The 25,403-nt window shown below is 27.6% G+C and carries 22 protein-coding genes; 20 read left to right on the plus strand and 2 right to left on the minus strand.

Annotated features, from left to right (window positions below; translation table 11 throughout):
- Positions 1–28: 28 nt before the first annotated feature.
- From BN346_RS21780 to spoVAE, 15 genes are all read left to right on the plus strand, one after another.
- Positions 29–1,537, plus strand: a complete 1,509-nt coding sequence (locus tag BN346_RS21780) for an NlpC/P60 family protein (protein WP_051540474.1) — start codon at positions 29–31, stop codon at positions 1,535–1,537.
- Between the two features lie 620 nt (positions 1,538–2,157).
- A complete protein-coding gene (locus BN346_RS17215) occupies positions 2,158–3,129 on the plus strand; it encodes a glycosyltransferase (protein WP_051540475.1) in 972 nt (323 codons plus the stop codon).
- 459 nt (positions 3,130–3,588) lie between these two features.
- Positions 3,589–5,304, plus strand: coding sequence for a peptide ABC transporter substrate-binding protein (locus tag BN346_RS17220; protein ID WP_040330215.1), 1,716 nt, complete (start codon positions 3,589–3,591; stop codon positions 5,302–5,304).
- A gap of 239 nt (positions 5,305–5,543) precedes the next feature.
- Positions 5,544–6,446, plus strand: coding sequence for a DMT family transporter (locus BN346_RS17225; RefSeq protein WP_051540476.1), 903 nt, complete (start codon positions 5,544–5,546; stop codon positions 6,444–6,446).
- Positions 6,447–6,797: 351 nt separating this feature from the next.
- Positions 6,798–8,321, plus strand: a complete 1,524-nt coding sequence (hutH, locus tag BN346_RS17230) for a histidine ammonia-lyase (protein ID WP_040330216.1) — start codon at positions 6,798–6,800, stop codon at positions 8,319–8,321.
- A 131-nt stretch (positions 8,322–8,452) separates the two neighbouring features.
- Positions 8,453–9,349 (plus strand): glutamate formimidoyltransferase, encoded by an 897-nt coding sequence (gene ftcD, locus BN346_RS17235; protein ID WP_040330217.1) that lies wholly within the window; start codon positions 8,453–8,455, stop codon positions 9,347–9,349.
- Between the two features lie 37 nt (positions 9,350–9,386).
- Entirely contained in the window at positions 9,387–10,622 is a 1,236-nt protein-coding gene (gene hutI / locus BN346_RS17240) for an imidazolonepropionase (RefSeq protein WP_040330337.1), read from the plus strand.
- A gap of 16 nt (positions 10,623–10,638) precedes the next feature.
- Positions 10,639–11,274: a cyclodeaminase/cyclohydrolase family protein gene (locus BN346_RS17245; RefSeq protein ID WP_040330218.1), complete on the plus strand. Its 636-nt coding sequence runs from the start codon at positions 10,639–10,641 to the stop codon at positions 11,272–11,274.
- A gap of 155 nt (positions 11,275–11,429) precedes the next feature.
- The gene (locus tag BN346_RS17250; protein WP_341350024.1) at positions 11,430–13,193 is read left to right on the plus strand and encodes an Eco57I restriction-modification methylase domain-containing protein; all 1,764 of its coding nucleotides are present in this window, start codon (positions 11,430–11,432) and stop codon (positions 13,191–13,193) included.
- A 253-nt stretch (positions 13,194–13,446) separates the two neighbouring features.
- Positions 13,447–13,782, plus strand: coding sequence for an anti-sigma F factor antagonist (gene spoIIAA, locus BN346_RS17255; protein ID WP_040330219.1), 336 nt, complete (start codon positions 13,447–13,449; stop codon positions 13,780–13,782).
- Positions 13,783–13,797: 15 nt separating this feature from the next.
- Positions 13,798–14,229, plus strand: coding sequence for an anti-sigma F factor (spoIIAB, locus tag BN346_RS17260; protein WP_040330220.1), 432 nt, complete (start codon positions 13,798–13,800; stop codon positions 14,227–14,229).
- Between the two features lie 9 nt (positions 14,230–14,238).
- The gene (gene sigF / locus BN346_RS17265) at positions 14,239–14,991 is read left to right on the plus strand and encodes an RNA polymerase sporulation sigma factor SigF (RefSeq protein ID WP_081771052.1); all 753 of its coding nucleotides are present in this window, start codon (positions 14,239–14,241) and stop codon (positions 14,989–14,991) included.
- 108 nt (positions 14,992–15,099) lie between these two features.
- Positions 15,100–15,546, plus strand: coding sequence for a stage V sporulation protein AC (spoVAC, locus tag BN346_RS17270; protein ID WP_040330221.1), 447 nt, complete (start codon positions 15,100–15,102; stop codon positions 15,544–15,546).
- A 4-nt stretch (positions 15,547–15,550) separates the two neighbouring features.
- Positions 15,551–16,573, plus strand: coding sequence for a stage V sporulation protein AD (gene spoVAD, locus BN346_RS17275; protein WP_040330222.1), 1,023 nt, complete (start codon positions 15,551–15,553; stop codon positions 16,571–16,573).
- Positions 16,574–16,933 (plus strand): stage V sporulation protein AE, encoded by a 360-nt coding sequence (gene spoVAE, locus BN346_RS17280; RefSeq protein ID WP_040330224.1) that lies wholly within the window; start codon positions 16,574–16,576, stop codon positions 16,931–16,933.
- Positions 16,934–17,001: 68 nt separating this feature from the next.
- Here spoVAE and BN346_RS17285 read toward each other — a convergent pair whose 3' ends face one another.
- Entirely contained in the window at positions 17,002–19,506 is a 2,505-nt protein-coding gene (locus tag BN346_RS17285; RefSeq protein ID WP_074432734.1) for a transglycosylase domain-containing protein, read from the minus strand.
- Between the two features lie 188 nt (positions 19,507–19,694).
- Here BN346_RS17285 and yunB point away from each other — a divergent pair, with 188 nt between their 5' ends.
- A complete protein-coding gene (gene yunB, locus BN346_RS17290) occupies positions 19,695–20,324 on the plus strand; it encodes a sporulation protein YunB (protein WP_051540477.1) in 630 nt (209 codons plus the stop codon).
- A gap of 23 nt (positions 20,325–20,347) precedes the next feature.
- Here yunB and hpt read toward each other — a convergent pair whose 3' ends face one another.
- Positions 20,348–20,872, minus strand: coding sequence for a hypoxanthine phosphoribosyltransferase (gene hpt / locus BN346_RS17295; RefSeq protein ID WP_040330226.1), 525 nt, complete (start codon positions 20,870–20,872; stop codon positions 20,348–20,350).
- Positions 20,873–21,069: 197 nt separating this feature from the next.
- Here hpt and hflX point away from each other — a divergent pair, with 197 nt between their 5' ends.
- From hflX to BN346_RS17315, 4 genes are all read left to right on the plus strand, one after another.
- Positions 21,070–22,863: a GTPase HflX gene (gene hflX / locus BN346_RS17300; protein WP_040330227.1), complete on the plus strand. Its 1,794-nt coding sequence runs from the start codon at positions 21,070–21,072 to the stop codon at positions 22,861–22,863.
- 148 nt (positions 22,864–23,011) lie between these two features.
- Positions 23,012–23,668, plus strand: a complete 657-nt coding sequence (locus BN346_RS17305) for a HEAT repeat domain-containing protein (RefSeq protein ID WP_040330342.1) — start codon at positions 23,012–23,014, stop codon at positions 23,666–23,668.
- Between the two features lie 14 nt (positions 23,669–23,682).
- Positions 23,683–24,330 carry a YigZ family protein gene (locus BN346_RS17310; RefSeq protein ID WP_040330228.1) on the plus strand — a complete coding sequence of 216 codons (648 nt, stop codon included), beginning with the start codon at positions 23,683–23,685 and terminating at the stop codon, positions 24,328–24,330.
- 132 nt (positions 24,331–24,462) lie between these two features.
- Positions 24,463–25,200, plus strand: a complete 738-nt coding sequence (locus BN346_RS17315; RefSeq protein ID WP_040330229.1) for a YebC/PmpR family DNA-binding transcriptional regulator — start codon at positions 24,463–24,465, stop codon at positions 25,198–25,200.
- The last annotated feature ends 203 nt before the right edge of the window (positions 25,201–25,403 follow it).

Below are 25,403 nucleotides of genomic sequence, written 5' to 3' on the forward strand. Positions count from 1 at the left end.
AATTACAAATAAATATTTTGGAGGAAAAATGAGTAAAATAGGATTAAATAGAGTTATAAATAGAAAGAAAATATCTATTGGTCTAGCGATTTTAATTGCAACTACATTAATGAGTGGGATAGCAAATTCAGCACAAGCATATGATTATCAGAGTGATGGAAGTGCAAAAATTCATAGCTGGCCTGTTGATGGTGGATCAAGAATAGATATATGGAATAATACTGTATCCAACTACAATCCACAAATGGTAACTGGAAAAATGGTATCAGGAGATTTTGATGGAGATAATCAGACAGAAATAGGATTGTTTTATGACTATACAAATAACAATACTGAGTTGCATATTTTAGATCCAAACGAATTAGGAAATATGTCATTTAGAAGCTCGTGGGAATCAAATTCATTTAATGCAAATAGAATAACAAGTAAGGTTACATCTGGAGACTTTGACGGAGATGGTAAAGATGAAATTGCAGCATTATATGATTATGGAAATAGTGAGACAGGATTATTTATATTTAAAGCACAATCAGGTTCAGTTAATAAATTTAATTGTATAAAAACATGGGAAAGCCCTTCATTCACAGGAGGATGTATAAAGGGAATTACAGCTGGAGATTTTAATGGAAATGGAAAGGATGAAATAGTAGCATTATATGATTATGGAAATAACAATACAGCAGTGTTTGAGTTTACAAGAGAAAATGATCAAAGTTATTCTGTTGAAAAAACTTGGGAATCATCTACTTTTAATGGTTCATGTGTAGGAGATAGATTTGTAAGTGGTGATTATAATGGTGATGGAAAAGATGAAATAGCGATGTTCTATAATTATGGCGGTAATAACTCAGCAATTTTCTCTTTAAATAAAGGAAATAATGGAATGTTCAATGTAGAGAAAACCTGGGAATCATCTACTTTTAATGTAGATAGGATAACTAGTAAAGTTGCATCAACGAAATTAGGTAATAAACAAAAAGATAAGATAATAGCATTTTATGATTATAGAAATAATACTACAGGAATGTTTGAATTTAGCATTAATTCAGGAAGTAATTTTGATTGTAAAACTAAACCTGAGCTTGGAAGTTACGAGGCATCTAGGATAGATGGAAAAGTTTTGGCTGGAAAATTTAATGGGAAAACATGGAGGATTGCTGCTTTCTATAATGGAGAAAAACAAGATAAAGGAAAAGAGATAGTGGAGTATGCAAAGCAGTTTCAAGGAATTCCATATGTTTGGGGAGGAACTACTCCAAGTGGATTTGACTGTTCTGGATTCACACAATATGTGTTTAGAAATAAAGCAGGAATCGATATTACTAGAACAACATATACACAAATAAATCAAGGAACATATGTATCAAGGGATAATTTAAGACCAGGTGATTTAGTGTTTTTTGGTAATGGAAGTCCTGATCATGTTGGTATTTATATAGGAAACAATCAATATATACATTCACCAGAAAGCGGAGATGTTGTAAAAATATCGCCGTTGACAAGACGTGATTATATGACAGCAAGAAGGATTGTATAAAAATCAACTAAATAAGTACAGATAGAAAAAGAGTAAATTCTTAGGATGAATTTGCTCTTTTTCTATCTGTTAAATAGAATTAGTTTTAATAGCAATTCTAAAAAACTTATATAAGTAAAAAATATAAAAATAATAATAAAATTAAGCTTTTGTCTGAAATATACAAGATAAATGATTTATGAAAAAAAGTATAGGTGTGAATAATGCTAGGTGAAGTATTAGAACTAATAATATATAGAGTATAAAAAAGTCATTGAAACTTAAAATATATTTTTAAAATAATAGTTAAAAAATAATTTTTATATTAAAATAAAACTATATATTTAACAAGTATTGAATTTTAATTACATCTTATAAAATATTTGTGAACAGGAATTAGAAGGTTAATTAAAACTTGAATAAATGTAATTTTAATTTTAAAATTTTATATATTAGAAAAGTTTTAAAATTAAATTTATCATTGATATATTAAGGAGGAGATTACTATAAAAATATTACATATTATATCAGGAAATGATAATGGTGGTGGTGCTCAACATGTACTTAGTATATGTAATGAAGAAAATATTTATTTTGAAAATGTATTAGGCTGTATAGGTGAGGGATATCTTTATAATAAAGTGAAAAATTTAAATATACAGTATAAATTATTTCCCAAGAAAGTTTTTAATAAGGAAATTGTAAAGTATGCAAATGATAACAACATAGATATAATAAATTTTCATGGAGCTCAACCATTTTTAATTCATTTATTTATAAAAAACAAATTAAAATGTGAAACTGTAGCTACAGTTCATAGTGATTATAGATATGATTTTTTAAATAGTAAGATTAAGTATTATATGTATACACCTTTAAGTGAACTTGGGTTAAAGAGCTTTGATAATTATGTAACAGTATCGGAAAATTTATTAAAACTTTTAGAAGGAAAAAATTTTAATGGAAATAAATCTGTAATTAATAATGGTATAAATGTTGAAAAATTTATAAAAAGATCAACCAATGAAGATATAAGAGAAAAATTTAAAATAGGTAAAGATGAGTTTGTGTTTGGAGTTATAGCTAGATTTCATCCTATAAAAAATCATGAGAATATAATAAGAGCATTTTCAAAATTTATTAAAGATAATCCAAAATCGAAATTATTGTTATTAGGTGATGGAGAAAATTTAAAAAATATAAAAAAAGTTATAGATGAATTACAAATAAATGATTATGTTATTATGCCAGGGTTTGTGGAGAATATATGTGATTATATAAAAATATGCAACGCAACTATAATTGCATCATATAGTGAAGGTGGTGCACCGCCATTAGCAATGATTGAATCGGCAGTAATGAGCGTACCCATACTATCTACAAAAGTTGGAGATTTAGAAAATATGATAAAACCTAATAATGGTTTAATAATTAATTCTCAAAATGAAAAAGATATATATATAGCTATGCTGGAGTGCTATGACAAAAAAAATAACTTAGAAGTATGGGGAAAGAATATAAAAACAATGGTTCTTGAAAACTTTACTATAGAAGAGTTTTGGAAACGATATAATGATGTTTATCTAAATATCATTAGAACTAAATTAAATTAATAAATTAGAATATAAATTTTTTAAATATAAAATGATAAGGATTTTTAAACATTCTTATCATTTTTTTTTATATGTTAATTAAATTCAAATTATCAAGTAAAAACATATATTTAAAAAAATCATTTTGTTTACAGCATATTAATAAAAAAATCATAAAAAAAATCAATTTAACACATTAAAGCTTAAAAAAGAAAATAATATATATAAAAATTCACTTTATAATTAATAAAGTGTAAAAAAATAAATTCAACATAATAAAAAATATATTAATATAAGTAAAAAAACTTTGTCGCAATACATAAAAAGTTCAATATATTTAATTATTGACTTAAAATTGTAAGAGATATAATATAAAAATAAGGGTGAATAATTAAAATAACAATATAAAAATTTAGATATATTAAATTAACCAATAAAATTTTATAAAAACAAATTTTAAAATATTGAGGGGGTAGAATTATGAGAAAAAAGAAAATAATAGTAAATATATTATTAATGGCGGTATTATCAACAATGATATTAGGTGGGTGTGGAAGTGATTCAAAGAAAAAAAATAGTAATAAACATAATACAAAACAAGATACAAAAGAAAAAAGTGCAAGTATTGATAAAGATCAATACTTAAATTTATTATTAGGTTCAGATCCACAAACGCTAGATCCATCTAAAGTTTATGATGTTTATTCTACAATGATTCATGTTAATACTATGGAAGCATTAACTAGATTAGAGACAGATAAAGATGGAAAGGATCTAATAAAGCCTGGAATTGCTGAAAGCTGGGAAACATCCAAGGATGGATTGACATGGACATTTAAATTAAGAGATGCTAAGTGGAGTGATGGAAAAGAAGTAACTGCAGAGCAATTTGTATATGGAATAACAAGAACTTTAGATTCTAAAACTGCATCACCATGTGGCTATTTATTATTTCCTATAAAAAATGGTGAAGCGTTCAATTCTGGAAAAGCAAAAATAGAAGATGTAGGAGTTAAAGCATTAGATAAAGAAACATTAGAAATAAAATTAGAACATCCATGTGCATATTTCTTAAATATGACATATTCAAAAATTATGGAGCCACAAAGAAAAGACATTATAGAAAAAAGTGGTGAGAAATATGGTTCAGAAGCAAATACAATGCTATATACAGGTCCTTTTAAAATTTCAAGTTGGGTGCAAAATAGTGAAATTAAATTAGAGAAAAATTCAGAATATTGGGATAAAGATAAAGTAAAACTTGAAAAGGTTACATTTAAAATTATAAAAGAAGAAAGTGCAAGAATGAATGAATTATTAAATTGTAACTTGGATTTAGCTGGAGTAAGTAGTCCAGAGTGGATAAAAAAATTAAATGATACAAATAAATTTACTGTAAAAAAAGGATATGATACATCAATTTGTTATACTTTTTTTAATCAAAACGATAAGTATTTAAAGAATGCTAAAATAAGAAAGGCATTACTATTAGCGCAAGATAGAGAAGGTGCTGTTTCAACATTATATAAGAATTTAGCTGAACCAGCTTATGCATGGGTACCACCAACAGTTTTTGTAGGTAATGAGGAGTTTAGAAAAAAGAGTAACTATGAACCTATTAATGAACTAAAAAAAGAAAATCCAGATCCTAAAGCATTATTAGTAGAAGGGTTAAAGGAAGAAAATTTAGATCCAAATCCAGAGAATCACACATTAACATTGTTACAATCAGGAACAAGTTCATCTTCTAAGCAAATGGCTGAATTTGATCAACAAAATTTCAAAAGTAAATTGGGTATAAATATAAAGTGTAATTTTGTTGAGTGGCCAATATTTCAAAAAAGGACTAATGAGCAAGATTATCAAATAGCATCACAATCTGTATCAGCAGATTATAATGATCCGATAACTTATTTTGACATGTTCATGTCTACAGCAAGTACAGTTCCAACAGGATGGGAAAATAGTGAATATGATGAATTAGTAAGAAAGGCATCTAAAATTAGTGATAATGAAGAGAGAGGTGAATTATTCAATGAAGCTGAAAAAATATTTATATATAAAGATGCTGTAGTTAGTCCAACAGTTTGGAGATTGAAAAACACATATGTTCATAATTATGTTAAAGAGTATATGGCACCAACATTTGGTTCAATAGATTTAAAATACACTTATACAGAAGGAAGAGATAACTAAAAGTCAAAAATTTGACATTAGTGTAAAAAAATCAAATTGATTATAACAATTGCAAATACACTGTTTTATGCGGATAAAAATAAAAATATGATTAATTTTTGACATTAATAAGAAGAGATTTAAATTAGAAAAAGCTTGATAGTACAGATATAAACTTAAAGTATAGTTAAAATACAATATGGCATAAATTTTGCTCTTACTAAAGTTGAAATGAATGTTTAGAAAATGGAGTGTTAATCATGAATAATTTTAAAGGTGGAATGTATGTCATAGGCTCAGCTACTCTATTTGGAATGATGCCAATACTAGCTAAACTATCATATAAATCAGGTTCTAATGTCCAATCTACATTGTTTCTAAGATTTCTATTTAGTTCAATAATGATATATATTTATTTGAAATATAAAAATATATCACTAAAATTAAATATAAATATTTTAATTTTAGTTTGCACAATAGGATTTCTAGGATATTCACTGATGTCAATATTTTTATTCACATCTTATAATTATATGTCAGTTGGTGTTGCGAGTATGGTATTTTTTATTTATCCAACTATAGTTTCATGTATCTCATTTATTATTTTCAAAGAAAAAATTACAAAAACAAAATTTGTAAGCTTAACATTATCAACAATAGGTATTATTACAATAATAGGAATAAGAGAGAATAAAATTAAGTCTATTGGATTAATTTTTGTATTATTAGCTGCATTAAGTTATTCAGCTTATGTAATAGGAATAAACACTAAATTAGTAAGAAAAGTTAATAATATTGTTATTACTTTTTATGTGGTTATAACTTGTACAATAACAACAGGAATAATAGGATTATTTACTAATTCAATAAATTTTAGGATAAACTATACTGGAATTATATATATATTAATCTTAGCGCTAATATCAACAGTTATAGCATTTATTCTTTTTTTAGAAGGTGCAAAAATTATAGGGAGTTCTAAGTCAGCTATATTAGGAACCTTAGAACCTATAGTAACTCTTTTTTTAGGACATATATTTCTAGATGAAAAGTTGAATTTTAGAGTTATAGTGGGATGTTTATTAGTAGTAATATCTATGGTGTTTTTAGGAAAAAAGGATGCGAGAAAACTAAAGTGTGTAAATAGAAAGAATATGATATAAAAAAATAAAATAAAAAAGTTTAATATATAGAAGTATATAAATTAATTTTAAAATTTGAAAATAGAAATAGACTTGTGTCTATTTCTATATTTTTATATAAAAATATACATAAAACTGTAAAATAATTTAGGACTTTATCAAATTAAAAATATTCAGACAATTTATTTTTCGTTTTTAGAAGGTTAAATAGGTATTATAAAGAATATGTATAAATATATTTATATAGTAAAAGGGTAGTAAATTTTATTTTAAAATATAAAAATTGGGGACTTTTATATTTTATTTAATAGAATTTAAAAAATAGGTTTAGTAAATTTTAAATTTACTAATATAAAGAGGGGGCTATTAAAAATGAATAAAGTAATTATAAATGGAAACGATTTAACTCTGCAACAAATAATAGATGTTGTGCGAAATGATTTTGTTGTGGAAATTAGTGATGAGGCAAAAGAAAGAGTTATTAAATCAAGAAAAATAGTAGATAAAATAGTAGAGAATGAAGAAGTTATATATGGAATAACAACTGGTTTTGGAAAATTTGCAGATGTAACAATAAGCAAAGACGACTGCAAAACATTGCAAAGAAATTTAATAATTTCTCATTCTTGTGGTTTTGGAGAGAAGTTAGACAGAGAATATGTTAGAGGAATAATGCTACTAAGAGCAAATGCATTATCAAAAGGATATTCAGGAATTAGATTATCAACATTAGAAACTTTAATATCAATGTTAAATAAAAAAGTTCATCCATGTATACCAGAAAAAGGTTCATTAGGAGCTTCAGGAGATTTAGCACCACTTTCTCATATGGTGTTACCAATGCTTGGTGAAGGTGAAGCTGAATTTGAAGGAGAAATATTAAGCGGTAGAGAAGCCATGAAAAAGGCTAATATAGAAGTTATAGAATTAACAGCTAAAGAAGGATTAGCACTTATAAATGGAACTCAAGTAATGACATCTGTAGCAGCTATAACTACTTATGATGCTATAAATTTAGTAAAGCTTAGTGATGTGTCAGCAGCTATGACAGTAGAAGCATTGAGAGGAATAAAGGATGCATACGATAGTAGAACTCATATAATAAGAAATCATGAGGGTCAAGGAAAAACTGCTAAAAATATATTAAACCTTGTTAAAAACAGTACTTTTGTAACTAATCAAGGAGATATAAGAGTTCAAGATGCATATACATTAAGATGTGTACCACAAATACATGGTGCAAGTAAAGATGCAGTTAGATATGTTCAAAAAGTTATAGAAACAGAAATAAACTCTGTAACAGATAATCCAATAGTTACTGAAGAAGGAGATGTAATATCAGGAGGAAACTTCCATGGACAACCAGTTGCATTAGCAAGTGACTTTTTGGGAATAGCTGTTGCTGAAATGGCTAATGTATCAGAAAGAAGATTAGAAAGACTTATAAATTATCAACTAAATGATTTACCAGCTTTCTTAGTTAAACATGGTGGATTAAATTCAGGATTTATGATAACACAATATGCAGCAGCTGCATTAGTATCAGAAAATAAAATCTTAGCTCATCCAGCAAGCGTAGACTCTATACCATCTTCTGCAAATCAAGAAGATCATGTAAGTATGGGTACGATAGCAGCTAGAAAAGCAAGAGATATATTAAAAAATACTCAAAGAGTATTAGCAACAGAACTTTTAGCAGCATGTCAAGCAATTGATTTTAGAGAAAATCTAGAATTGGGAGAAGGAACTAAAGAATGTTATAAAACAATAAGAAATAAAGTAAGCTTCATAGAAAAAGATGTAGTTATGTATAAAGAATTAGATGGAGTACTTGATTTAATTAAATCAGGAGAAATATTATCAGCAGTTGAAAATGTTACAAAATTAGATTATTAATATGAGCTTTTAAATTTTAAAATATTTAGCTTAAAATAGTTTAGTCAATTAGAGAAGAAGAAAAATCTTTTTCTCTACAACTAAACTTTAAAATTTTATTAAATATAAATGCTTTGAAGGGGGATTTTGTTATGGCAAGAATTATTGAATGTATACCAAACTTTAGTGAGGGAAGAGACAAAGAGAAGATAGAAAAAATAATGGACACAGTTAGAGGAAAAGATGGTGTCAAGTTATTAGACTATTCAAGCGATGCAGACCATAATAGAAGTGTAGTAACTTTAGTTGGGGATCCAGTTAAAGTTGAAGAAGTAATTATAAATATGGCTGAAAAAGTTTATGAACTTATTGATATGAGTAAACATGAAGGGGCTCATCCAAGAATGGGTGCATTAGACGTAGTTCCATTTGTTCCAATAAGTGAAATTACAATGGATGAATGCGTTGAAATAGCAAATAGAGTTGGTAAGACTATAGGAGAAAGATTTAACATACCTGTATATTTATATGAGAAGGCAGCATCAGCAACATACAGAGAAAACCTAGCTACTGTAAGAAAAGGACAATATGAAGGTTTCTTTGAGAAAATAAAAGAAGAAAAATGGTCTCCAGACTATGGTCCAAAAGAAGTTAATGTAAAAGGTGGCTGCGTAGCTATAGCAGCAAGACAACCATTAGTAGCATTCAATGTAAATTTAGGAACAGATAAATTAGAAATTGCAGATAAAATAGCTAAGACAGTAAGAAATCTAGGTGGTGGATTAAGATTCGTAAAAGCTATGGGAGTAATGCTTGAAGAAAGAAACATAGCTCAAGTATCTATGAACCTTGTAAATTATGAAAAAACTGCAGTATATAGAGCTTTTGAAATGGTTAAAATGGAAGCAAAAAGATATGGAGTGCCAGTAGTAGGTAGTGAAGTTATAGGTCTTGTACCAATGCAAGCTTTAATTAATTGTGCAGAATATTATCTTCAAATAGAAGATTTTTCAATGGATCAAATATTAGAAAAAAGAATAAGTGAATAATTTAAGATTATTTACAGTTGAGGTGTAGTATATGTCAATGATAATAAAGAATATTGACTGTTTAGTTACATGTAAAGGAAGTCATAAAAAAACAAAAGATGAAATAAAAGATGCAGGAATAATAGAAAATGGTTATATAGTTATTAAGGATGATGTAATAATTGAAGTTGGAGAAGGAAATGATTATAAAAAATATATAAATGATGAAACTACAATTATTGATGGAACAGGGAAGACTGTAACACCAGGACTTGTAGATCCACATACACATTTAGTATATGGTGGGTCTAGAGAAAATGAGCTTCCATTGAAACTAAATAAAATGGGATATATAGATATATTAAATGCTGGTGGTGGAATATTAAGTACAGTAAAAAATACAAGAAAAGCATCTTTAGATGAATTAGTTGAAGAAAGCAAAAAAAGATTAGATATAATGCTTAATTATGGAACAACTACTGTTGAAAGTAAATCAGGATATGGATTAGACTTAGAAACAGAGTTAAAAATGCTTGAAGTAAATAAAAAATTGAATGAAATTCATCCAATAGATGTAGTATCAACATTTATGGTACTACATGCACTACCAACAGAATATAAAGACGATAGAGAAGGTTTCTTAAAAATTGCTAAAGAAATGCTTCCACATATAACAAAAGAAAATTTAGCAGAGTTTGTTGATTGTTTCTGTGAAGATGGAGTATTTTCAGTAGATGAATGCAGAGAATTCTTAGAAGAAGGAAAAAAATATGGATTAATTCCTAAAGTACATGGTGATGAGGTAGAACCAATGGGAGGAGCTGAACTTGCAGGAGAAGTTAAAGCAATTTCAGCAGAACATCTTATTGCAGCTAGTGATGAGGGAATAAAAGCATTAGCTAAGAATAATGTTGTGGCTGTATTATTACCATCAACAGCATTTTATTTAATGGTAGGTAGTTTTGCAAGAGCTAGAGATATGATAGAAAATGGTGTTGCAGTAGCACTTGCAACAGACTGTAATCCAGGAACATCACCAACAGAATCTATGCAAGCAGTAATGACTTTTGCTGCTTTTGGAATGAGAATGTTTCCAGAAGAAATAATAAATGCAATGACAATAAATTCAGCAGCAGCAATTAATAGGGAAAAAGAAATAGGAAGTATAGAGCCTAATAAAAAAGCAGATATAGTTATGTTTAATTCTAAAAACTTGAATTACTTAATTTATCATTTTGGAATTAATGCTGTGCATAAGGTAATAAAAAATGGTAAAATCGTAGTTGAAAATTAATTTAGGAGGAATTTAAATGTTAGACAATAAAACAGTTAGAGAATTTATTAGTGAATTATCATCTAATTCACCAGCACCAGGTGGTGGAAGCGTAGCTGCAATTGCATCATCATTATCAGCAGCTTTAGTTGGAATGGTATGTAATTTAACAATAGGAAAGAAAGCTTATGAAGCATTAGGTGAAGTTGAAAAAGAAGAAGTTAATAATAGCTTAAAAGTATGTAACTCATTAAAAGATGAATTTTTAGATTTAATGAATGAAGATACAGAGGTTTTCTTAGAACTTATGAAGGCATTTAAAATGCCAAAAGAAAGTGATGAAGAAAAATCAGCTAGAAGTGCAAAAATACAAGAAGGATACAAAAAGTCTCTAGAAGTTCCTCTAAAAACAGCTAAGAGAACATTTGATGTATATGATTATATATTAGTGGTTGCAAAACATGGAAATAAAAATGCTATATCAGATGCTGGAGTAGCAGCACTTATGGCACAAAGTGGATTAGAAGCAGCCATATTGAACGTAAGAATTAATTTAGGTTCAATAAAAGATGAAAGTTATATAGCTACTGTAAAAGAAGAAATAGAACATCTTGTAAAAGATGGTATTCAAAAAAGAGATGAAATTTTATCTATAGTAAATGAAAAAATTTAATAGTAAATATAACAAAACAGTCACTAAATTTAATTTTTAGTGGCTGTTTTGTTATATTTATTTAAAATTACTCAGAATATTCAATATTTTTACAAAATATGATATACTGAACTTGATAAAATATTTTGAACTTTTGGGAAAAGGGGGAAGTTATTGTGGAGTTAGACATAATAAAAAAAATAGAAGAATTGTATGAACTTCTAAAAAGTCCTATAGATCAAGTATTTAAACAAACAGCCATAAATAGTTTTAAAAGAGATATAAAGATAGATGATAGTAAAATGATAGGGGAATATTACTATGAGTCGTTAAAAGAAAATAAAGAAAAGGGTATAGTTTATACTCCATATCCAATAAGTAAGTATATTGTTGAAAATACTATAATAGAGGAAAACGTTATAAATAATCCTTATATAAAAATAACAGATCCAGCTTGTGGAGCCGGAAATCTTATAATACCTTGTTTTTTACATCTTTATAATATTTATATAAAAAACTTAAAAGAAGTTAATAAGAAAAATAAATTAAAACTAAATGAAAACAATCTAAGTGAACATATTATAAAAAATAATTTGTTTGGTTTTGATATAGATAAATTAGCTTTAAAAATATTAAAAATAGATTTATTTTATTATAGTAATTTTTTTGATGAAAAGAATTTCTTAAATACAGATTTTTTATTTTGGGATGCAGATAATAAATTTGATATTATAATAGGAAATCCTCCATATGTAGGACCTAAATCTATAAATAAGGAATATTCATTAAAATTAAAAGAAGCATATAAAAATATTTTTAAGGATAAAAGTGATATTTCATATTGTTTCTTTGAAAAATCTTTAAATGTATGTAAAAGTAATGGAAAAATAGGATTTATAACATCTAGATATTTTTTAGAGTCTTCTAGTGGTAGTGAACTTAGAAAAACACTTACGGAAAGCACACACATAGAAAGAATAGTAGATTTTTATGGTGTTAGGCCATTTAAAGGAATAGGAATAGATCCAGTAATAATATTTATGAATAAGAAAAAGTCATTAGATATGGAATATAAGGATGTTGAAATTATAAAACCAATATCTGATAAAGGGAGAAAAGACGATAAGTTTTACAAATCATTGTTTTTAAATGAAGGATTAGAATATAGCAAGTTTTTAATAAGTCAAAAAGGTTTAGAAAAAGACAGATGGATTTTGAAAAGTGATAGTGTTAAGCGAATAATTGAAAAAATAGAAGAAAAATGTGAAGTAAAACTTTCAGATATATGTACAAGTCATCAGGGAATTATAACTGGATGTGATAAAGCTTTTGTTGTAGATGAAATAACTGTAAAAGTAGAAAAGTTAGAGAATGATATATTAAAACCATGGATAAAAGGAAGTTTTATAAAACAAAATGAAGTAAATAGAAAAAAAAGTTATTTAATATATTCCGACTCTATAGAAGACGAGAAAAAATATTTAAATTGTATAAATCATATAGCATTTTATAAACAAAAATTAAGTGGAAGAAGAGAATGTGTAAAGGGTGTTAGAAAATGGTATCAACTTCAATGGGGTAGAAACAAAGAAATATTTGAAAAAGAAAAAATAATATTTCCATTTAAAGCTGCAAGCAATAAATTTTCATTAGACTCAGGCAGCTACTTTAGTGCAGATGTATACGCACTTATATTAAAAGAAGATATGGAATTCAATTACAAATATCTATTGTATATATTAAATAGTAAATTATATGAATTTTATTTTAAGTCTTTTGCAAAGAAGTTAGGTGAGGATTTATATGAGTATTATCCCAATAATCTTATGAAACTTTTAATACCTAACATAAATGAAATAGAAAAATATGATAATGAAAGTTTATATAAATATTTTAAACTTACATCTGAAGAAATAAATTTAATTGAAAAAGTAATATAAAAATGTAGAAGGTATATGAGTTTATTTTTCATATACCTTCTACATTTTTATAAATAATTTCTTAAAATGGATCAAAATTATTAAATTTCAAATTTAGAACTATGTACATCTAGACAAAAGGAAAATTATTATGTAAAATAATAGGAAAATAATGTAATTTAATATAATATATGTTATAATTAAAAAGTAATATTATGATGTTGTTATACATATAATTATAAGTTACCAAAATATAGAATCTGGAGGTAGGGATATGATTTTAACTTTTAGCAATGCAGATGATAAAATGATTGTTGAACTTGTAGGGGAATTAGATCACCATAGTGCGTCAGAGCTTAGGAATAAAATAGATGATAAAATGGAAGTAGATGGGATTAATAAACTTATTTTAAATTTCTCAGGAATATCTTTTATGGATAGTTCAGGTATTGGAGCAGTTATAGGAAGATATAAGAAATTAGCAGCAAAGGGTGGAACATTATGTGTTACTAATTTAAAACCAAATGTAAAAAGGATTTTTGAACTATCAGGTTTATTTAAGATTATAGATGTTTATGATGATGTAAAAGATGCTATTGGAAGCATTTAATGGAGGTATGTAAAAATGAAACATAATGAGATGAAAGTAGAATTTCTAAGTAAATCTGAAAATGAGAGCTTTGCAAGAGTGGTAGTATCAGCATTTGCTGCTCAACTTGATCCAACAATAGAAGAAATAAGTGACATAAAAACAGCTATTTCTGAGGCTGTTACAAATTCAATAATTCATGGATATGAAGAAGATGAAAGTAAATTAGTAAAATTAGAAGGGTATATAGATGATAATAAACTTACAGTTGTTGTTATAGATGAAGGTGTTGGTATAGATGATTTGGAAAAAGCAAGAGAACCATTATATACATCAAGACCAGATTTAGAAAGATCAGGAATGGGATTTACTGTTATGGAAACTTTTATGGATAAAGTAGAAATTTTATCTGAAAAGGGAAAAGGAACTAAAGTTACTATGAGCAAAACTTTTAATTCCTTAAGATAGGTGAATATTATGAACGAAAATAGTAAATCTAATGGATACAATTATAATGATAATATGGAACTTATAAAAAGGGCAAAAGATGGTGACAAATTAGCTCTTGATTACTTAGTTGAAATGAATTTACCTTTAGTTTCTTCTTTAAGTAAGAAATTTCTTAATAGAGGATATGAGTATGATGATATATTTCAAATAGGATGTATTGGACTTGTAAAAGCAATAAATAATTTTGATAATAGTTTTAATGTTAAATTTTCAACATATGCTGTACCTATGATAGTAGGAGAGATAAAAAGATTTTTAAGAGATGATGGAATAATAAAAGTTAGTAGAAGCATAAAAACTATTGCAAAGAAAATACATTATGATAAAGATACGTTGGCAAAAACGCTTGGAAGAGAGCCAACGGTTGAGGAATTATCTGAATTTTCAGGAATAGATAAGGAAGAAATAATAACAGCACTAGAAGCATCTAATAATATGCAATATTTATATGATACAATACATCATGATGACGGGGCTCCGGTACTATTAATAGATAAATTAAGTGAGGATTATGAAGAAGACACAGAAGTATTAGATAAAATTGCATTAAAAGAAGCACTAGGAAAATTAGATAATAAATCAAGACAAATAATAATGCTTAGATATTTTAAAGATAAAACACAAATAGAAGTAGCTAAAATGTTAGGTATAAGTCAAGTTCAAGTTTCAAGGATAGAAAAAAGAGTTTTAAAGAAAATGAAAGAGAAGCTAAGTGGTTAGAACGTGCCACTTAGCTTTATTTATTTATTTAAGAATAATATATTGAGTAAATACTAATAATAAAACATATGTAAAAGAAATTTTTAATAAGTGAGGTGAAATTTATTTATGAAAGAAAAAACTATAAAAAAGAAATTTGAAAAATTATATGAATCAGAAACACCAAAACCTAAATTGCTTAGAAATTGTTTTAGAGCATTTTGGACAGGAGGATTGATTTGTACAATAGGACAAATTATATATAACATATTAATTGCATTTGGAATAAGTATTGAACAAGCTAAAGTATATTTACCCATAATAATGATATTTATTGGTGCTAGTTTAACAGGATTAGGAGTATACGATAAAATTGGTGATTATGCAGGTGCTGGTTCAGTTGTGCCAATAACTGGATTTGCAAATTCGGTAGTATCTCCTGCTATAGAACATAAAAATGAGGGATATATATTAGGTGTTGGAGCTAAAATATTTACAATTGCAGGACCAGTATTAGCTTATGGAATAACTTCATCTATAATAGTTGGTATTTTTTATTATTTTATGAGGTGGTGATTATATGGCTGTTAGAATAGGAAAGCAAACAGTAAAATTAGAAAGTAAACCTAGGATAATATCAACTTATACTGTTGTTGGTCCTAAAGAAGGTCAAGGACCATTAAAAGATGAATTTCATAATGTACTAGAAGATGACATGTGTAATTGTGAAAGCTTTGAAAAGGCAGAGAGTAAAATGCATTATATTGCAGTACAGGGTTGTATAAGCAATGCAGGATTAAAAGAAAGTGATGTAAATTATATATTTAGTGGAGATTTATTAAATCAATTATTTTCATCTAGTTTTATGGCAAGAGATATATCAATACCATATATAGGAATGTATGGTGCTTGTTCTAATATGACTGAAACTTTATCAGTTGCTGGTATGTGTGTTGAATCTGGTTGTGGAAAATATGTTATTGCATCAACTTCATCACATTTTTCAGCTGCAGAAAGGCAGTTTAGAATGCCATTAGAAATGGGAAGTCAACGTGCACCAAGTGCACAATGGACAGTAACAGGAGCTGGGGCTATGATGGTTAGTAGTGTTCAAGAAAAAGATAAACCATATATAACTTATATCACCACAGGAAAAGTTAAAGACTATGGTATAAAAGATCCAAATGAAATGGGTGCAGCTATGGCTCCGGCAGCAGTAGATACAATAAGGCAACATTTTGAAGATACTAAATTAAAACCTGACTACTATGATTTAATAGTAACAGGTGATTTGGGAAAAGTAGGGAAAAGCATAACTGAAAAGTTGCTTTTGGAATTTAATATTGATATTAGAAATAACTACATAGACTGTGGAGATGAAATATATGATGATGAAAATCAAGGAACTAACTCTGGTGGTAGTGGTTGTGGATGCTCAGCCTCAGTAATGGGGTCATATATATATAAAAGACTACTAAATGGTGAGTTTAAAAGAGTTCTTTTAATTTCTACAGGTGCATTATTAAATAGTATATCTCCTTTGCAAGGTGAAAGTATACCAGGAATTGCACATGCAGTTGCAGTAGAAATGGGGGAGAATTAAATGAGCGAATATTTATCAGTATTTATAGTAGGCGGAATAATTTGTGTTATAGGTCAAATACTTATGGATACAACAAAATTAACTCCAGCAAGAATACTTGTACTATTTGTTACTAGTGGTGTTATATTACAAGCGCTGGGAATATATGAGAAAATAGTTAAGATAGGTAAAGCAGGTGCAACTATTCCACTTCCTGGATTTGGTTATTCACTTGCTAATGGAGTAATGAGAGCTGTTGACAAAGAAGGATTTTTAGGAGTGTTTATAGGCGGTGTTCAAGGAGCAGCTGGTGGGATTGCAGCTGCAATAGTTTTTGGATATATAATGTCAATAATAAGTAAACCAAAATCAAAACAATAATAAAATTTAAAAAGGTTATCTAAAATATAAATTAATATTTTAGATAACCTTTTTATAATGCTCAAATATTAGCTTTTAAATATTGCTGAAAATAAATTGTGAATAAAATTTTCAGTAGTTTCAGCAGGTTTAGATGGATCTATAGGTTTAGATGGATCATCTTCTTTAGGCGGAACCTCATTTTTAGGAGGTTCCTCAGGTTTTACAGGAACTGTAGGTTTATTAGGTTTAGATGGTTCCTTCTCCTTATAGACTGTTGGATCTTTTTCGGTTGGTAAAACCCATTGAGAATCATTTAAAGTTGCTGAAGGGCTATAATCTCTTTTAATAAATACCCTTGTTTCTATTTTATCCTTTGGAGTTTTATCAGATGGTAAGTAGTATTTGCCATCTTCTCCTTTTACAACTTTTGCTTCTACATGAATATTATCTAAAGATGATGGTTCAGTACCAGCTATGAACATTTCAGTGTAAACTCTATTACCTCTAGGATCTTTATATGATAGTTCTGTTGGCAATGTTCCAGAGTCTCTAGAAACGTCTAAATTTACAATTCCGTTAGGTCTAGGAACTTCAGCATATTGTAAATTTTCATGTGCTATACCCATAATTCGTCCCCAAAGTAATGCAGGAATATCACTATTCATATAAATACCTGCAGCTTCATTAGTTAGTGAACTATAATCATCATTTCCTATCCAAACAGCTGCAGAATAATATGGTGTTAAACCAGCAAATGTAACGTCATTAGAGAATGATGATGTACCAGTTTTACCTCGTATTTCCATATTTCCAAAGTTTGCACTAGGACCTGTTCCTATTATAGGCTCTTTTAATAAATCATAAATTATATAAGAAGCTTGAGGAGTTAGAATAGTTTCAGTTTCTAACTTATTGTCTAAAATAACTTTATCATGTCTATCTAAAACTTTAGTATATAGTTTAGGGTTAGTATATACTCCGTTATTTCCAAAAGTTCCATAGGCAGCAGCTAGAGTTAATGGATTTGTACCACCTAAAGAGCCACCGTCTAATTGGCCTAATGCTATAGCAGCCATTGAAGCTTTGTCTTCTTCATCTAATTGAACTTTAAATTTTTCACCATAACTTACAGAAGTGGCTAAACTAACTTTATCTACAATTTTTGTAGCAGCAGTGTTTTTAGAACTTCTAATAGAATCTCTAACAGTCATATATCCATCATAAGTTGGTGGTGAATTTTTTGGATCATATGGTGGATTTCCATACTTAGAACCTATATCACTAGGTATAGGGGAATCCTCTACCATACTTCCAGCAGTTAATATTTTTTCATTAATAGCAGGTGCATAAACTGTAAGTGGCTTCAAACTAGAACCAGGAGATCTTAAGAAATTTTCAGAAGCAGCTCTATTGTAAGAGTTAGGTTCTGGAGTTCCACGACCACCGATTATACATTTAACTTCACCTGTTTTATAATTCATGATTACGGCAGAAGCTTGAGCTTTTGGAAAATTATTTGGATTAATAATTTCACCATTAGCATCATCAACTACAGATTGAACTTTGTTTTGAAGTTCTGTATCCATAGTAGTATATACTTTATATCCACCATACATAAGTTTTTCTAAAGCCTCAGATTTGCTAATTTTATAAACATTAACCATATCATTAACAACTTCGTTAATAACAGGTCTTGAAAAATATTCATAATTCATCATATTTATAGATTTTTTAGAAAATGTAAATGTTAGTGGTTCATTCATTGCAGTATCATATTCCACTTTAGATATTTTTTGAAGTTCTAACATTTTAGCAAGTACTGCTTTAGTTCTTGGAGAGTCAAAAGGTGTTCCATTTTTATAATTTTCATAAGCATTATAATGTGAAACAGTTGGATTTTGAGCAGCACCAGCAATAAAGGCAGCTTGTTTTATTGTTAAGTCTCCTACTGATTTATTAAAGTACATTTGTGAAGCGGCTTCTACACCATGAGATGTTCCACCAAGAAAAATTATGTTCATATAGGAATTTAATATTTGTTCCTTGCTTAATTCTTTTTCAACTTTTAAAGCTAAATCCATTTCTTGAACTTTTCTTTTAATAGAGGTTCTATTTTCTAATGAATCTTCAAGAAAATATCTATACTTTACTAATTGTTGAGTAATTGTAGAAGCACCTTGAAGATTGCCTTTAGAAAGACCTAAAACTATTTTTATATCTTCAAGTACAGCACCACCGAGTCTTTTAATATCGATTCCTGGATGAGTATAAAAACGTTCATCTTCTATACTTACAAAAGCATCTTTTAAAATTTTAGGAACTTCTTCAGAAGTTACAGTAATTCTACGTTCGGGAGTAATGAATTCATCTATTAAATTCGATTTAGAGTCATATATAGTTGATGTTTCTTCTACTTCTAAGAAAGCGTCTAAATTAAGTTTTGGAGAAGTTTGAGCAATTCCATATATAACACCTGTACCGATAGCGGCACAAGAAAAAAACAATACAAGTATTGTAATTAATATTACCTTAACAACTTTTTTCCATTTAGGCTTTTTAGGCTTTGATTTTTTAGCTTTATTTTCACTCATAAGGCGTCCTCCTTAAGATTTCTTAAACTTTTCGTAGTTTATTCCTTGTATTATATCATATCAAAGGAATTAATAAAATTACCATATTTTTATTCTGTATATAAATTAATACACATATAATATATTATTACTAATTTTTAATAAATTAATCATAAATATGTAAAAAAAACAAAAGGAAGGTAATTTTAATGAAAAAAGGGAAGAAAATAAAGCTAATATCTATAATAATATTTATATTAACTGTATTAATGGCTTTTATGTACTACTTTGATGAGATAATACTTCCCACTATATTAGTTATTTGTGATGGAGAGATGCGTGCAAAATCAGTTAATCTTATTAATGAAACTATCATTGAAAAATACATAGATAATTTCAATTATGAAGAAATTGTAAAATTTGATAAAGATGAAAAAGGAAATATAGTCTTATTAAAAGCAGATACTTTAAAAATGAATAAGATAGCTACAGAATTATCATTAGATATACAAGATAAGTTGAAAAATTTGGAGGATGAAGAAATTGAGTTTCCTATAGGATACATTACTAAAAATAATCTTTTATCCAATTTTGGACCTAGAATAAAAGCTAAAATGCAACCAATAGGATATGTTGAATCTAAGTATATATCAGATTTTGAAAGTGCAGGTATAAATCAAACTAGGCATAAAATATACGTAGAAGTTACAGCCACAGTAAAGGTTATATTACCCACTACAAGTAATGATGTTAAAGTAGTTACACAAGTACCAATAGCAGAGACTATAATAGTTGGAAAAATACCGGAATCATCTATTGTAGATCTTAATGCAAAATAAAAAAAGGGCTATATAGCCCTTTTTTAGCTTTCCCAGTTAAATATGTAAGGAATATTTCTATAATAATCACCATAGTTTAATCCATAGCCTACTACAAATAAATCTTCAATTGAAAAACCACAATAATCAGGTTTTATATCTGCTTTTCTTCTAGATGGTTTATCTAAAAGACTACAACATTTAACTGAATTTGCACCTAAAGATTTAACATGATCAACTACAAATTTCATAGTAATACCACTATCAACTATGTCATCTACGATAAGTACGTCAAATCCTTCTATATTGTCAGGTACATCATTCACAATAATAACATTACCTGAAGATTCTTCGTTATGACCATAGCTAGATGTTGTCATAAATCCTATTTTTGTTGGTACAGAAATATATCTTACTAAATCAGCAGCAAATATAAAACTACCTCTTAAAAGAGAAAGAACATAAAGTTTTTTGCCTTCATAATCTTTTGAAATTTCAGCACCTAAACGTTCATTAGCTTTATCAATTTCTTCTTTAGAAAATAATACGTTTACTTTTTTGTTTTCCATAGAATCACGTCCCTTAAATAATATTTACAATAATGAAGTAATAGTATAAAATTAAATGAAAGTTGTCAACCGTAAATAAAGAAAAATTCGGTTTTTATAAAATATTTTGATTATATTTTATGTTATTTTCAAATAATAAATAACAATAATCTAATATTAATAAAATAAATATTAAGAAAAGTTTGGACGGTGAGTTTATGATAGATGGAAATATAGAAGGTGTAAAAAAATCTATACTTAATAGTTTAGAAACAATACTTGATTTAAAAGTCCCTAAGTATACAGTAGTAACAGAAGAGATTATAGAAGTTTTAAAAAAAGCAACTATAGATTTAGATAGAGAAGTAAGTGTAGCTATAGATAGAAAAGGTAATATAATAACTGTTGCTGTTGGTGATAGCACTACTGTAGATATGCCATTAATTGATGTAAAAGAAGGAAAGTTATCTGGTGTTAGAATAATACATACCCATCCTAATGGAAATCCTAAACTTTCAGCTTTAGATATATCAGCATTATTAAAGTTGAAATTAGATGCTATAGTAGCTATAGGTGTAAGTAATGAAAAACCATTATGCTATAATATAGGATTTTGTGATGTATCAAATAACATATTAGTAGAAGAAGAAATAAGTATTAAATCAACAGAAGATTTATTAAACTTCGATTTAATGGATAAAATAAAATACATAGAAAGTATAATAAAAGAAAATGAGATTATAGAAGAAACAAAAGAAAAAGCTATATTGGTAGGAACAGAAGATGAAGAAAGTTTAGAAGAATTATCTGAACTTACAAAAGCATGTGAAGTTTTTCCGGTATATTCAGTGCTTCAAAAAAGAAGTAAAAACAAAATAGATCCTGCTTTTTATGTAGGAAGAGGAAAAGTAGAAGAAATAGCAATGATTAGACAATCATTAAGAGCTAATGTTGTAATTTTTGATGAGGAATTGTCTGGTGCACAAGTTAGAAATTTAGAGCAAGCATTAGGTGTAAAAGTAATAGATAGAACAACATTAATATTAGAAATATTTGCAAGAAGGGCTAAAACAAGAGATGGTAAAATACAGGTTGAGTTAACACAACTTAAATATAGATTATCAAGACTTGCTGGTCTTGGAACAGTACTTTCAAGAACAGGTGGTGGTATAGGAACTAGAGGCCCAGGAGAAAAGAAATTAGAAACAGATAAAAGACATATAAGAGAAAGAATTTTAGAACTTTCAAGAGAACTTGAAAAGATTAAACATATAAGAAGTGTTCAAAGAGAAAAGAGAAATAAAGATAGCGTGTCTAAAATAGCTTTAGCAGGTTATACAAATGCGGGAAAATCTACATTAAGAAATAAGTTATGTGATTTATATCCTTTGAAGTCTGCTAATGTAAAAGAAGAAGTATTTGTAAAAGATATGCTTTTTGCAACTTTAGATACAACAACTAGAGGAATTATGCTTCCAGATAATAGAGTTGCTACTATGACAGATACAGTAGGATTTATAAGAAAACTTCCTCATGATTTAGTAGAAGCTTTTAAATCAACTTTAGAAGAAGTTATATACTCTGATTTAATACTTCATGTTGTAGATAGTTCTAATAGTGATGCACAATCACAAATAGAAGTAGTTGAGGACATATTAAAAGAGCTTAAAGCAGATGATAAACCAACAATATTAGTATTAAATAAAGTAGATAATGCAGATGAAGAAAAATTACAAGAATTAAAAGAAAAGAATAGTAATTATAAAATTATAGAAATATCTGCTAGAGAAAATATAAATTTAGATTTACTATTAAAAGAATGTACAGAATTACTTCCATATAAATTAAAATCATTTAAAGTATTAATACCTTATAGTGATTCAAGTACAGTTGCATATCTTCATAGAAATGGAAAAGTTGATAGTGAAGCATATGAAGCAGAAGGAACTTTAATGGAAGTTCAAGGTGATGAAGAAGTTTATAATAAGTGTCAAAAATACATTATAGAATAAACATAAAAGAAGAAATTGATAATTCAATTTCTTCTTTTCTTTTAAATGATTAAATTTTAAATTTATATTATAATATATGTATATAGAATTAATAATTATAGGGTTAACGTTTAACTTAAAACTCTATAAAATGTTGGTGGTGAGAAAGATTAGTAGTGGATTAGTTAAGTTCGATTGGAATTTTATTGATAAATATTCAGAAGAAGAGATATCGTATTTTTTGCATTTAGAAGGAAAATCTTTAGATACTATAAGTAAGATTAGAAATAGAGATAAAAGCGAAATACAAAGACATATTATTTCAGCCAAAATTAAGTATAGATATTTAACTAAAAGTGAGAATATACAAGACTTATTTAATAATCTAGCCAATATTGCAAAGAATGAAAGAATTTATATATTAAATAGTTTAGATGTGGTAAACAAAACTAAGCTTATAGATTATATATTAAATAATCATTTAAATATTTCGTTAAAGGAAAAAGAAGCAGCTGTATGGATGCTAGGAGAATTAAGAGCAGAGAAAGCAGTGGATTTTTTAATAAAGTCAACAGTACATAAATTTGTAAATATAAGAAGGCTTTCTATTTCTGCATTGGGTAAGATTGGAGATAACAAGTGCGAGATGGCACTTTTAAGGGCATTACAAGATGAAAATGGTCAAGTAGTAAGTTATGCTATAAAATCTTTAGCAAAAATAAGAAGTGAAAAAGCATTTGAAAAGATAAAATGTATTGATGAAAAAACAGAACTTTCATATATAAAGAAAGCTTGTGAAGAATATTTTGAAATAATGAAAAAATAGATTGGAGAGTGGTTATGAGTTATTTTACAGTTAAAGATGAAGCTGAAGCTAAATTTGAAGAGAGAAAATCAGAGTTTATAGGATATGTAAAAAGAGTAACAACAGAAGAAGAGGCAAAAGAATTTGTTACTAAAATAAAAAATATGCATAAACAAGCAACACACAATTGTTCTGCTTATATTGTAGGCGAGAAAAAAAATATACAAAGATATAGTGATGATGGAGAACCACAAGGAACAGCAGGAATTCCTATATTAGAAGTAATAAAGAAAAATGATTTAACTGATGTTGCAGTAGTTGTTACTAGATATTTTGGTGGAATTCTTTTAGGGGCTGGTGGTCTTGTAAGAGCATATTCTAAGGGGGCATCAGAAGCTATAAAAGTAGCTGGAATAGTTGAAAAGGTAAAAGGAATTCAAGTGAAATTTACAATAGATTATGATTTGCTTGGGAAAATACAGTATGTATGTGGACAAAATCAGTGGCATATAGAAGATACTGTATATACTGATAAAGTTGAGATAATAATATATTGTGAAAGTAATAACTTTAATAACATGTGTGAGAAATTCACAGAATGTACTAATGGAAAAGTTATAATAGAAGATGAAGATGAAGAGTATTACTTTAAAATGGAACATAGACTTTATAAAGAAGCATAAACCTATAAAAATAAATTTATAACTATATAGTCAAGAATTTGAAAGCAAACTTTTGATATGTTATAATATTGCAGTAATATTTAAAAATGGGATGCATAAGCATTATTGATATATTAGTTAGGAGGAAATAAAATGTCAGGACATTCAAAGTGGCACAATATACAAGCGAAAAAAGGTAAAGTAGATGCTAAAAGAGGTAAAATATTTACTAAAATAGGTAAGGAAATAGTTGTTGCTGTTAAAAACGGAGGACCAAGCGAAGATACAAATGCTAGGTTAAGAGACGTTATAGCAAAAGCTAAAGCAGCAAATATGCCAAATGATACTATTCAAAGAGCAATAAAAAAAGCATCAGGAGAATTATCAGCAGTAAACTATGAAAATATAGTTTATGAAGGATATGGTCCTAATGGAGTAGCTGTAATAGTTGATGTTCTTACAGATAACAAAAATAGATCTGCAGGAAATGTTAGAAATGCCTTTACAAAAGGTGGCGGAAACATGGGTAACTCAGGTTGCGTAGGTTTCATGTTCCAAGAAAAAGGTGAAATCATCATAGAAAAAGAAGATAAAGATGATGACGAAATGATGATGATGGCATTAGAAGCAGGAGCAGAAGATTTTGCAGTAGAAGACGAAGTATATGTAGTAACAACTACACCAGAAGATTTTGGAACAGTTAGAGAAGCATTAGCAGCACAAGGAATAGAATTCTTAGAAGCTGATGTAAAAATGATTCCAGATACATACACTGCAATTGATGAAGAGACAGCTAAGAAAATGCAAAAAATGTTAGACTTACTTGAAGATGATGATGACGTTCAAGAAGTTTACCACAATGCAGAATTCCCAGAAGGATGGGAAGAATAATTCAATAGGTATATATGAATCACTTCTTATTAAATATAGGAAGTGATTTTTTGCGTTTAAATACTTTTGTAAAAAATTGAATTAGTGATATGGATTGATAGATGATGTTTAAATCATTATTCGTAAAAACTTCAAAGAAACTCTAAATGTCTTTTTATTTAATTTTTAAGACTTCCCACTGAAGCGACGTCCTGTCTGGTGCA

This window comes from Clostridium ihumii AP5 (assembly GCF_000612845.1).
Classification (GTDB): domain Bacteria; phylum Bacillota; class Clostridia; order Clostridiales; family Clostridiaceae; genus Clostridium_J; species Clostridium_J ihumii.